The following is an 11,393-nucleotide window of genomic DNA, read 5'->3' as shown; positions in this document are numbered from 1 at the left end:
CCTTATTTTACCCACTATTCATCCAATTGAACGCCCTGCAGAATCGGATAATCATGCCGATAACTCAACTAACGCAGGGCTGTTTATCGTGAATTCACTCTATACCGCTGAAGGTGTAATGGATAAACACTCGCTGTGGCAGCGTTATGTCCCGCTGGTGCGTCACGAAGCATTGCGCCTCCAGGTGCGTTTGCCGGCGAGCGTGGAACTGGACGATCTGCTACAGGCGGGCGGTATCGGGTTATTGAATGCAGTTGACCGATACGACGCTCTGCAAGGAACGGCATTTACCACTTACGCAGTTCAGCGTATTCGTGGTGCGATGCTGGACGAGCTGCGCAGCCGGGACTGGGTGCCGCGCAGTGTTCGCCGCAACGCGCGCGAAGTGGCGCATGCGATGGGGCAGCTGGAACAGGAACTGGGACGCAACGCGACGGAAACGGAAGTGGCGGAACGGCTTGGTATTCCTGTTGAAGAGTATCGTCAGATGTTGCTCGATACCAATAATAGCCAACTCTTCTCTTATGACGAGTGGCGCGAAGAGCATGGCGATAGCATCGAGCTGGTGACGGATGAGCATCAGCAAGAAAACCCGTTACACCATTTAATGGAAGGTAATTTACGCCAGCGCGTGATGGAAGCCATTGAAGCTTTGCCAGAGCGCGAACAGCTGGTGTTAACCCTCTATTATCAGGAAGAGCTTAATCTCAAAGAGATTGGCGCTGTTCTGGAAGTGGGGGAGTCGCGGGTAAGCCAGCTGCACAGCCAGGCCATCAAACGCTTACGAACCAAGCTGGGTAAGTTATAGGTGATTGATTCACCTGAAAAATGCCGCACAACGTATTGACAACCAGGAGTTATCATGACGGTGCAGCAATCTAAAAGACGGCCTTTAAGCCGCTACCTGAAAGACTTTAAACACAGCCAGACGCATTGCGCCCACTGTAACAAGTTACTCGATCGTATCACGCTGGTTCGTCGTGGCGAAATCGTCAATAAAATTGCGATTTCTCGTCTCGACACGTTGATGGACGAAGCCGCGTGGCTCGAAGAGCAGAAAGAGTGGGTGGCGCTTTGCCGTTTCTGTGGCGATCTCCACTGCAAAGAGCAAAGCGACTTCTTCGATATTATCGGTTTCAAACAGTTCCTGTTTGAACAGACCGAGATGAGTCACGGGACCGTTCGCGAATACGTGGTTCGCCTGCGTCGCCTGGGACAGCATCTCACCGTGAATAACATTTCCCGCGATCTGCTCAAGACCGGCTATCTGGATGAAAACCTGGAGCCGTGGCTGCCTGCGACCAGTACCAATAACTACCGTATTGCGCTGCGCAAGTACGCACAATATAAGGTCCAAATGCCGGCGGCGGTAAAGCAGAAAGCCCACGCCGGGACAACTTCTGATATATATTAAAAAAGAATAAGATGTAGCGCAGTCGCCTTTGACCTTGCAGGCGATTTCTCTACACTACACAAAAATTCCACTATATCGGGGTACTTATGAAATTAGCACTTCTGGGTCGTCAGGCGCTGATGGGCGTTATGGCCGTTGCGCTGGTCGCGGGAATGAGCGTGAACACCTTCGCCGCAGAGAACCTGCTTAACAAAGTGAAAGAGCGCGGTACGCTGTTGGTCGGGCTGGAAGGAACCTATCCTCCGTTCAGCTTCCAGGGTGATGATGGTAAACTGACCGGTTTCGAAGTGGAATTTGCAGAAGAACTGGCGAAACACCTTGGGGTGAAAGCGTCCCTGAAACCGACCAAATGGGACGGTATGCTGGCGTCGCTGGATTCCAAACGTATTGATGTGGTGATTAACCAGGTGACCATTTCTGACGAGCGTAAGAAGAAGTATGACTTCTCCACGCCGTACACCGTGTCCGGTATCCAGGCGCTGGTGAAGAAAGGCAACGAAGGCTCAATCAAAACGGCCGCGGATCTGAAAGGTAAAAAAGTCGGTGTCGGTCTGGGAACCAACTACGAAGAGTGGCTGCGCCAGAACGTTCAGGGTGTGGATATCCGCACCTATGATGATGACCCGACAAAATACCAGGATCTCCGCGTTGGCCGTATCGATGCCATCCTGGTTGACCGTCTGGCGGCGCTGGATCTGGTGAAGAAAACCAACAACACCCTGGCGGTCGCCGGTGATGCGTTCTCTCGTCAGGAATCCGGGGTTGCTGTCCGTAAAGGTAACGAAGACCTAGTCAAGGCGATCGACTCCGCCATTGCGGATATGCAAAAAGACGGCAGCCTGAAAGCGCTTTCTGAGAAGTGGTTTGGGGCAGACGTCACCAAATAAGTCTTTGACGTTAAAAAAAGGCGCTTTTAAAAGCGCCTTTTTTATTTCTTACGCGTCTGCGTGCATAATGAAAAATATTACATTTTGTCTGAGTTACCGGAGAACCCATGTCACTACAGAATTTAACGCGCTTTCCCCGCCTGGAGTTTATCGGCGCGCCGACGCCGCTGGAGTATCTGCCGCGATTTTCTGACTATTTAGGACGCGATATTTTTATTAAGCGTGATGACGTGACGCCAATGGCGATGGGGGGCAATAAGCTGCGCAAACTGGAGTTTCTGGCGGCTGACGCGCTGCGTGAAGGGGCGGATACGCTCGTCACCGCAGGGGCGATTCAGTCCAACCACGTTCGCCAGACGGCGGCGGTGGCGGCAAAACTTGGGCTGCACTGCGTGGCGTTGCTGGAAAACCCAATCGGTACACGGGCAGAGAACTACCTGACCAACGGTAACCGTCTGCTGCTAGATCTCTTTAACGTGCAGGTTGAAATGGTCGATGCGTTGACCGACCCGACCGCACAGCTCGATGAGCTGGCCACACGCCTTGAAGCACAGGGCTTTCGTCCGTATGTCATTCCGGTGGGCGGCTCGAATGCGCTGGGTGCGCTGGGGTATGTGGAAAGCGCGCTGGAGATTGCTCAGCAGTGCGAAGGGGCGGTGAGCCTCTCGTCAGTGGTGGTTGCCTCTGGCAGTGCAGGTACGCACGCGGGGCTGGCCGTCGGGCTGGAGCACCTGCTGCCGGACGTTGAGCTGATTGGTGTGACGGTATCGCGCAGCGTTGCGGATCAGAAACCCAAAGTGGTGAGCTTGCAGCAGGCGGTGGCAGAACAGCTGGAGCTGAAGGCAAAGGCCGATATTCTGCTGTGGGACGACTATTTTGCGCCGGGTTACGGCACGCCGAACGAAGAGGGAATGGAAGCGGTTAAACTGCTGGCGCGCCTTGAGGGCATACTGCTGGATCCGGTCTATACGGGCAAAGCGATGGCCGGGCTTATTGATGGCATTGCGCAGAAACGCTTTAAGGATGAAGGCCCGATTTTATTTGTGCACACCGGCGGCGCGCCCGCGCTGTTTGCCTATCATCCTCATGTCTAAAAATCAGGTCGAAAAATAATAATGCAAGAAAGTATTCAACTGGTTATCGATTCGCTGCCGTTCCTGCTGAAAGGCGCGGTGTTCACCTTACAGCTCAGTATTGGTGGCATGTTCTTCGGCCTGGTCCTCGGGTTTGTGCTGGCCTTAATGCGTATGTCGCCCGTCTGGCCGGTGCGCTGGCTGGCTCGTTTTTATATCTCTGTGTTTCGCGGCACGCCGCTTATCGCGCAGCTCTTTATGATCTACTACGGTTTACCACAGTTCGGGATTGAACTGGACCCGATCCCGGCGGCGATGATTGGTCTGTCGCTTAATACGGCGGCGTATACCTCGGAAACCCTGCGTGCGGCAATTTCGTCGATTGATAAAGGGCAGTGGGAAGCCGCGGCCAGTATCGGTATGACACCGTGGCAAACCTTGCGCCGGGCCATTCTGCCGCAGGCGGCGCGGGTGGCATTGCCGCCGCTTAGCAACAGCTTTATCAGCCTGGTGAAAGACACCTCGCTCGCGGCGACGATTCAGGTGCCGGAGCTGTTCCGTCAGGCGCAGCTTATCACCTCGCGCACGCTTGAAGTGTTTACCATGTATCTTGCTGCCTCGCTGATCTACTGGGTGATGGCGACGGTGCTGTCTGCCCTGCAAAACTATTTTGAAAACCAGCTTAACCGCCAGGAGCGTGATCCAAAATGAGTGCTATCGACGTTAAAAACCTGGTGAAGAAATTCCACGGGCAAACGGTGCTCCACGGGATCGATCTGGAGGTGGAGCAGGGTGAAGTGGTGGCGATTATCGGCCCGAGCGGCTCAGGAAAAACCACGCTGCTGCGCAGCATTAACCTGCTTGAACAGCCGGAGGGAGGCACCATTCGGGTAGGGGAGATCACCATTGATACCGGGAAATCCATCAGCCAGCAAAAAGGCCTGATCCGCCAACTGCGCCAGCACGTGGGGTTTGTTTTCCAGAGCTTCAATCTGTTCCCGCACCGGACGGTGCTGGAGAACATTATTGAAGGTCCGGTGATTGTGAAAGGTGAACCAAAAGAGGAAGCCACGGCGCGCGCGCGTGAACTGCTTGCCAAAGTGGGGCTGGCAGGGAAAGAGACCAGCTATCCGCGTCGTCTTTCGGGCGGGCAACAGCAGCGTGTGGCGATAGCCCGCGCGCTGGCAATGCGCCCGGATGTGATCCTCTTTGACGAACCCACTTCTGCGCTTGATCCTGAGCTGGTGGGCGAGGTGCTTAACACTATTCGTCAGCTGGCACAGGAAAAACGCACCATGGTCATTGTGACTCACGAAATGAGCTTTGCCCGTGACGTCGCCGACCGGGCTATTTTCATGGATCAAGGACGGATTGTGGAGCAGGGGCCGGCAAAAAGTTTATTTGCCAACCCGCAGCAGCCGCGAACCCGTCAATTCCTTGAAAAATTCCTTATGCAGTAGCATTTTTGCACGCATTTGCTCCAGATTTTTCTTCTGGAGCAAATTATTCTCTCGCGGTTTCGTCTGCCATGTTTTTTTATTCCGCTCAGTACAGATAAACCTTATCAAAACTAAAGTTAATTGTGCTATTGCCGATATTTTGTGGTTAGAAATAAGTTTTATGTGTTAGGTTATATTCACCTTAATAATGAATATCATTTCAGAGGCTTCATTTAGTAAGTATGAAGGATTCAGACTTTTTCACCTGGCGACGGGATTGCTTCCTCCGGTTTCAGGCACTGACCAGTGCCAGTGAGGTATATCAGGAACTACAGCGACAAACTCAGGCGCTCGAATTTGATTATTACGCACTCTGTGTACGCCATCCTGTGCCATTTACGCGCCCCAGGATATCTGTACACGCCACGTATCCACAACGGTGGATGGCGCAATATCAGTCAGAGAATTATTTCGCCATTGATCCGGTGCTCAAACCGGAGAATTTCATTCAGGGCCATTTACCCTGGACGGATGAATTATTCGCGGACGCTGAGGCATTATGGAATGGCGCACGCGACCATGGCTTGCGTAAGGGAATAACACAGTGCCTGATGCTGCCAAATCACGCGCTCGGTTTCCTGTCCGTTTCGTGTACCAGCGTTCAGGCGGGCGCGGTCACCAGCGAAGAATTAGAGCTGCGGTTGCAGATGCTGCTGCAAATGGCGTTAACCAGCCTGCTGCGTTTTGAAGATGAGATGGTGATGCCACCCGAAATGAAATTCAGCAAACGTGAGCGGGAAATTCTGAAATGGACTGCGGAAGGGAAGACATCAGCGGAAATAGCGATCATTCTCTCTATCTCGGAGAATACCGTTAACTTCCATCAGAAGAATATGCAGAAGAAATTCAACGCGCCAAACAAGACGCAGATTGCGTGTTACGCGGCGGCGACAGGGTTAATCTGAGCAGAGAGAACGTTCTGCGTGCCAGACGAGATAACGGCTGAATGCAACACATTCAGCCGTTTTTTTTACTGACGGTAGGCTTGTTTAATTTGCTTAACGGTATTGGCAAATACCGCTGACTCAGCCTGGTTTTCCATCTGCGCGATTTGCTTTTCCATTTTAATGATCACACGTCCGGCGTCAGCCTGACCCATTGCCTGTAACATCAGCGTCAGCAGGGCTTTCAGGCAGTTGACTTCCTGGGCCAGTTCCTGGCTATTCTCCGCAGTTGCAAATTCAGGTGTGCTCATTTATTTTCCTCGTTATAAAACAGCGCTCGCGCGCGATGATGCAAGTCAAGGCGGCGGAGTATACCACAAGCTGTTCCAAAAAATGCAGCGGTTGTTTTTCATACTTTTCCGCAGGGTGTTTATTTGCATAAACACCGCGTGCCAGTAAACTGTACAGGGTCGAAGATTATTAATTGTTTATGGCCGGTTCGCTTGCCGTTAATTATTGTTACAAAAATTTGAGAACTGTTTTTTTGACCGTGACGGGGCAGCGATTTTTGTAACCTTTTGAATACAGATGCTTAAAAAAAGCCGTACAAGCGCTCACCGCGCGGGCTTTCTTTCCAGCATCTGTACAGGCTAATTTCCAAAAACGCGAGCGAAATCGAATAGCCGGTTTTTTAACGTTTTAATCTTGTGAGGAAAAACGTTAATATAAAGCCAATTATCACTCAGTAGCGTTATCCCTATTCTGGAGACATTCCCTTTGATCAACGTCCTTCTTGTTGATGACCACGAACTGGTGCGCGCAGGGATACGACGCATTCTTGAAGATATAAAAGGTATTAAAGTTGCCGGTGAGGCGTGCTGTGGCGAAGATGCCGTTAAATGGTGCCGCACCAATTCAGCCGATGTGGTGCTGATGGATATGAACATGCCCGGTATCGGTGGGCTTGAAGCAACACGCAAAATCGCGCGTACCTTTGTTGACACAAAAGTCATCATGCTGACCGTACATACCGAAAACCCGCTTCCTGCGAAGGTGATGCAGGCAGGGGCGGCAGGTTACCTCAGTAAAGGCGCCGCGCCGCAGGAAGTGGTGAACGCGATTCGTTCCGTCTTTGCCGGCCAGCGTTACATTGCTTCCGACATTGCGCAACAAATGGCGCTGAGCCAGATTGAGCCGGAGAAAACCGAATCTCCGTTTGCCAGTTTGTCTGAGCGTGAATTGCAGATTATGCTGATGATCACCAAAGGCCAGAAGGTAAATGAGATCTCGGAGCAACTGAATCTCAGCCCGAAAACGGTGAACAGCTATCGTTATCGGATGTTCAGTAAACTGAACATCCACGGTGATGTTGAACTGACTCATCTTGCCATCCGTCATGGTCTGTGTAATGCGGAGACGTTATTAAGTCAGTGAGTGATGTATTTGATTCAAAAGCATTTCTGAAAACCGTGACCAGCCAGCCTGGCGTTTATCGCATGTATGACGCTGGCGGTACGGTTATCTACGTGGGGAAGGCGAAAGATCTCAAGAAACGCCTCTCCAGCTATTTTCGCAGCAACCTTGCCTCCCGTAAGACTGAAGCGCTGGTCGCGCTTATCCAGAATATTGATGTCACCGTCACCCATACGGAGACAGAAGCACTCCTGCTTGAGCACAACTATATTAAGCTCTATCAGCCGCGCTATAACGTTCTGCTCCGGGATGATAAATCCTACCCGTTTATTTTTCTGAGCGGCGATACCCATCCCCGGCTCGCGATGCACCGTGGTGCGAAACATGCGAAGGGTGAATACTTTGGGCCGTTTCCTAACGGCTATGCCGTGCGTGAGACGCTGGCGCTGCTGCAAAAAATCTTTCCTGTTCGTCAGTGCGAAAACAGTGTCTACCGTAACCGCTCGCGTCCGTGCCTGCAGTACCAGATTGGCCGCTGTCTGGGGCCCTGCGTCGCCGGGCTGGTGAGTGAAGAAGAGTACGCGCAGCAGGTTGAGTACGTGCGCCTGTTTTTAGCCGGTAAAGACGATCAGGTCCTGACCCAACTGATTGCCCGTATGGAGAAAGCCAGCGCCGCGCTGGAGTTTGAAGAGGCCGCGCGCATACGTGACCAGATTCAGGCGGTGCGCCGGGTGACGGAGAAACAGTTTGTTTCGAACACCGGTGACGATCTCGACGTGATCGGCGTTGCCTTTGATGCCGGTCTGGCCTGTGTGCATGTGCTGTTTATTCGTCAGGGCAAAGTGCTCGGCAGCCGCAGCTATTTCCCGAAAGTACCAGGCGGTACGGAGCTGGGTGAAGTGGTTGAAACGTTTGTCGGCCAGTTTTATCTGCAGGGGAGCCAGATGCGCACGCTACCGTCGGAGATCCTGCTTGATTTTAACCTTGCCGATAAAACCCTGCTGGCCGATTCCTTATCCGAGCTGGCGGGACGTCGGGTGAATGTCCAGACCAAACCGCGCGGCGACCGTGCGCGTTATCTGAAGCTGGCGCGTACCAATGCCGCGACAGCGCTCAGCACCAAACTTTCCCAGCAGTCGACGGTGAGTCAGCGTTTAACGGCTCTGGCGACGCTGCTGAAATTGCCGGAAGTGAAACGCATGGAGTGTTTCGACATCAGCCATACCATGGGGGAGCAGACCGTTGCTTCCTGCGTGGTGTTCGATGCGAACGGTCCGCTGCGTGCTGAGTATCGTCGCTACAACATCACCGGCATCACCCCGGGGGATGACTATGCGGCAATGAATCAGGTGCTGCGTCGTCGCTATGGTAAAGCTATTGAAGAGAGCAAGATCCCGGATGTGATCCTGATTGACGGCGGAAAAGGGCAGCTCGGGCAGGCGAAGGCGGTCTTTGAATCCCTGGATGTCAGCTGGGATAAAAACCATCCCCTGCTGTTGGGGGTGGCAAAAGGGGCCGATCGTAAAGCCGGGCTGGAGACGCTATTCTTCGAGCCGGAAGGTGAGGGCTTTAGCCTGCCGCCGGATTCCCCGGCGCTGCATGTTATTCAGCATATTCGCGATGAGTCGCACGATCATGCCATCAGCGGTCACCGTAAAAAACGGGCGAAGGTGAAAAACACCAGCACGCTGGAGACCATTGAAGGCGTTGGGCCAAAACGTCGCCAGATGCTGCTGAAGTATATGGGCGGATTGCAAGGATTACTCAACGCCAGCATGGAGGAAATTGCAAAAGTGCCGGGTATTTCGCAAGGGCTGGCAGAAAAGATCTACTACTCGTTGAAACATTGAGGGCTCTGTAGCAACATAGAGCTAAATTTTACTGACAACAAATAGTTACCGTCATTATGCAATATAACATCCCTACGTTGCTCACTCTCTTTCGCGTCGTGCTTATCCCGTTCTTTGTACTCGCGTTTTATCTGCCGTTTGTCTGGGCCCCTTTTGCCTGTGCGCTGATTTTCCTGGTTGCCGCGGTCACCGACTGGTTTGATGGTTATCTGGCGCGCCGCTGGAACCAAAGCACCCGTTTTGGTGCTTTCCTCGATCCGGTGGCCGATAAAGTGATGGTGGCTATTGCCATGGTGCTGGTGGCTGAACATTACCACACCTGGTGGGTGACACTGCCAGCCGCCACCATGATTGGACGCGAGATCATCATCTCTGCACTGCGTGAATGGATGGCTGAACTGGGTAAACGCAGCAGCGTGGCGGTATCCTGGATCGGTAAAGTGAAAACCACCGCGCAAATGGCGGCGCTGGTCTGGATGCTGTGGCGTCCGAACGCCTGGGTAGAGTGGGCGGGAATCGGCCTGCTGTGGGTTGCCGCGGTGCTGACCCTGTGGTCAATGCTGCAATATTTGAACGCGGCGCGCGGAGATTTGCTTGAACAGTGATCGTTTCGCCGTAATTTTCAGCAAACGATCCGGGGATGCAAAAAATAACGTTGACTCATCACGTCATATCAGTAGAATGCAACGCATCGAACGGCGGCACAGTTAGCCGGACGATAATGAAATCAAGTGGTTAGCAGTTAACTTGATGACATGCGGGAATAGCTCAGTTGGTAGAGCACGACCTTGCCAAGGTCGGGGTCGCGAGTTCGAGTCTCGTTTCCCGCTCCAGATTAAAGACATGCGCGATAGCGGGTGTCAGTTTGAAAAAGTTTTACGGCGCGTTAGCAAAGCGGTTATGTAGCGGATTGCAAATCCGTCTAGTCCGGTTCGACTCCGGAACGCGCCTCCACTTTCTTCCCGAGCCCGGATGGTGGAATCGGTAGACACAAGGGATTTAAAATCCCTCGGCGTTCGCGCTGTGTGGGTTCAAGTCCCACTCCGGGTACCATGGGAAACAAAGAATAATCAAAGCAATAAGCAGTGTCGTGAAACCGCCCCTTAAGGCGGTTTTTTTATTTCTTTCACAATGCGCTAATCAATATCTCTTTGTTCGTATGATGGCGATCAGCCATATACATGCAGTAGTGACTGCAATCGCTATCAAATAGAGAATTAATGTGTAGTAATCCAGAAAATCCTCTTCGATAACAAACCCATACTTTTCTACATACCAGTCATATAGCTCCAAATCAGGCGTGAAGTAACAGAATATACAGTAAAGAATGCTTAAGAAGCTCAATTCGGCAAGCCAGATAAGCACTGAGTGAACGGGTTTCATCACTAGACCTGTATAGTGCCAAATGCACGTAGTTGAGGGGTGATCATCGTTGATGGGGTTCTGACAAGCGCTCTCCAAAGCACCATATAATCATTGAGAGAGACAAGCGTTATACACCCATCACTGTTGCCACTGCTTCCTGCCGGGTGTAGACGAAATGATCCTCGCTCAACTTTATTTATAAAAGTAGTGTCATCAATCCGTTCATCTTCACGCAAGAGTGCAAACCATAAGTCACGGTCCGATCCGCTTCGAATTGATTTCATCCAATTGCTGGTACGGTTTTTAAGATTACCCCGAGATCTTACAACAATGTAATAATTACCCGGAGGAAGAGGCCCCCTTTTGGCGATTGCTATAGAATCTGGGTTGTTTCTGTGCTTCCCTTTATTGCCTGAATAGGCGGCGAAAAAACCCACACCAGGACAACTTAGTGACGATAGCTGCCCATTATTCATATGAAAATAGCAACGGATCATCTGTCTGCCCAAGAATCAGTAAAAATAATATTGCCGTCGCAGTGCTTCCAGGTTATGCGTTCATAACGCAAAGATATGCTTTCAAGATGGTTGTGCTTTTCAGTCGTAGGATCTTTCACATCGTGCATGACGGGGCATACAGACACTACCTTTACCCCTTCAAGATACATATTGAAGTATTCAACTTCCTGCCCAGCGTCGTTAATTCTGTACCACTTAAATTCCGCTGATTGTAACGTTTGCCCATGCGCCACAGCTTTATAAAGATATGGGCTTGATGAATCGAATTCTTTTTCAAAATTTAATGCGGAGTGAACTCGTGTACCTGTGATTTTTCCGGTTGCGCTATCAGTAGGAAGGTGCAAACCATGTCCAAATCCAAGAACTTCAATACTACCTTCACGGTGCTGAACATCTACAGAACCTGTAATGTTTGCACCGCCGTCATCTTTAAGCCAAAGATATGCGGGTATAGCCATTCTGAAAGCTCCTTTTCAGTGAGTTTGACGTG

13 protein-coding genes and 3 tRNA genes are annotated in these 11,393 nt (G+C 51.6%); 13 read left to right on the top strand and 3 right to left on the bottom strand.

The window, feature by feature from the left end; translation table 11 throughout:
* The first annotated feature begins 88 nt into the window (after nt 1-88).
* The 7 genes from APU11_RS21340 to sdiA all read left to right on the top strand — a co-directional run bounded on the left by APU11_RS21340 (nt 89) and on the right by sdiA (nt 5,778).
* Nucleotides 89-808, top strand: coding sequence for an RNA polymerase sigma factor FliA (locus tag APU11_RS21340; protein ID WP_013096018.1), 720 nt, complete (start codon nt 89-91; stop codon nt 806-808).
* A 54-nt stretch (nt 809-862) separates the two neighbouring features.
* Nucleotides 863-1,414, top strand: a complete 552-nt coding sequence (fliZ, locus tag APU11_RS21335; protein WP_013096019.1) for a flagella biosynthesis regulatory protein FliZ — start codon at nt 863-865, stop codon at nt 1,412-1,414.
* Nucleotides 1,415-1,500: 86 nt separating this feature from the next.
* On the top strand, nt 1,501-2,301 hold the full coding sequence (tcyJ, locus tag APU11_RS21330; protein ID WP_048972056.1) for a cystine ABC transporter substrate-binding protein: 801 nt from the start codon (nt 1,501-1,503) through the stop codon (nt 2,299-2,301).
* 107 nt (nt 2,302-2,408) lie between these two features.
* Nucleotides 2,409-3,395, top strand: coding sequence for a D-cysteine desulfhydrase (dcyD, locus tag APU11_RS21325; RefSeq protein ID WP_020687612.1), 987 nt, complete (start codon nt 2,409-2,411; stop codon nt 3,393-3,395).
* 21 nt (nt 3,396-3,416) lie between these two features.
* Entirely contained in the window at nt 3,417-4,085 is a 669-nt protein-coding gene (gene tcyL / locus APU11_RS21320) for a cystine ABC transporter permease (protein ID WP_013096022.1), read from the top strand.
* Nucleotides 4,082-4,834, top strand: coding sequence for an L-cystine ABC transporter ATP-binding protein TcyN (gene tcyN / locus APU11_RS21315; RefSeq protein WP_013096023.1), 753 nt, complete (start codon nt 4,082-4,084; stop codon nt 4,832-4,834). The genes tcyL and tcyN overlap by 4 nt, the downstream gene beginning before the upstream one ends.
* A gap of 221 nt (nt 4,835-5,055) precedes the next feature.
* On the top strand, nt 5,056-5,778 hold the full coding sequence (gene sdiA / locus APU11_RS21310) for a transcriptional regulator SdiA (protein ID WP_058650820.1): 723 nt from the start codon (nt 5,056-5,058) through the stop codon (nt 5,776-5,778).
* 65 nt (nt 5,779-5,843) lie between these two features.
* Here the strand turns inward: sdiA and APU11_RS21305 are convergent, their stop codons facing one another.
* Complete coding sequence (locus tag APU11_RS21305; protein ID WP_013096025.1) at nt 5,844-6,068, bottom strand: DUF2594 family protein; 225 nt, start codon at nt 6,066-6,068, stop codon at nt 5,844-5,846.
* A gap of 466 nt (nt 6,069-6,534) precedes the next feature.
* Between APU11_RS21305 and uvrY the strand changes: the two genes are divergently transcribed.
* The 6 genes from uvrY (at nt 6,535) to APU11_RS21275 (ending at nt 10,073) form a co-directional block, all read left to right on the top strand.
* A complete protein-coding gene (gene uvrY / locus APU11_RS21300) occupies nt 6,535-7,191 on the top strand; it encodes a UvrY/SirA/GacA family response regulator transcription factor (protein WP_013096026.1) in 657 nt (218 codons plus the stop codon).
* Entirely contained in the window at nt 7,188-9,020 is a 1,833-nt protein-coding gene (gene uvrC / locus APU11_RS21295; RefSeq protein ID WP_013096027.1) for an excinuclease ABC subunit UvrC, read from the top strand. The genes uvrY and uvrC overlap by 4 nt, the downstream gene beginning before the upstream one ends.
* A 56-nt stretch (nt 9,021-9,076) precedes the next feature.
* Complete coding sequence (pgsA, locus tag APU11_RS21290; RefSeq protein WP_013096028.1) at nt 9,077-9,625, top strand: CDP-diacylglycerol--glycerol-3-phosphate 3-phosphatidyltransferase; 549 nt, start codon at nt 9,077-9,079, stop codon at nt 9,623-9,625.
* Nucleotides 9,626-9,777: 152 nt separating this feature from the next.
* Nucleotides 9,778-9,853: transfer RNA gene (locus APU11_RS21285), tRNA-Gly, on the top strand.
* Between the two features lie 47 nt (nt 9,854-9,900).
* A tRNA-Cys gene (locus APU11_RS21280) sits at nt 9,901-9,974 on the top strand.
* A 12-nt stretch (nt 9,975-9,986) separates the two neighbouring features.
* Nucleotides 9,987-10,073, top strand: a tRNA-Leu gene (locus APU11_RS21275).
* Between the two features lie 332 nt (nt 10,074-10,405).
* On the opposite strand, the gene APU11_RS27300 is transcribed toward APU11_RS21275, so the two are convergent.
* Both APU11_RS27300 and APU11_RS21265 read right to left on the bottom strand, forming a co-directional pair.
* Nucleotides 10,406-10,861 carry a DUF2778 domain-containing protein gene (locus APU11_RS27300; RefSeq protein WP_310794041.1) on the bottom strand — a complete coding sequence of 152 codons (456 nt, stop codon included), beginning with the start codon at nt 10,859-10,861 and terminating at the stop codon, nt 10,406-10,408.
* Nucleotides 10,862-10,878: 17 nt separating this feature from the next.
* Nucleotides 10,879-11,361 carry an Hcp family type VI secretion system effector gene (locus tag APU11_RS21265; RefSeq protein WP_013096029.1) on the bottom strand — a complete coding sequence of 161 codons (483 nt, stop codon included), beginning with the start codon at nt 11,359-11,361 and terminating at the stop codon, nt 10,879-10,881.
* Between the last annotated feature and the right edge of the window lie 32 nt (nt 11,362-11,393).

This window comes from Enterobacter sp. 50793107, from assembly GCF_001463365.1.
Taxonomy (GTDB): Bacteria; Pseudomonadota; Gammaproteobacteria; order Enterobacterales; family Enterobacteriaceae; genus Enterobacter; species Enterobacter cloacae.
Note: the sequence above shows the minus strand (reverse complement) of the source record. Positions and strands in the feature narration are given on the sequence as shown.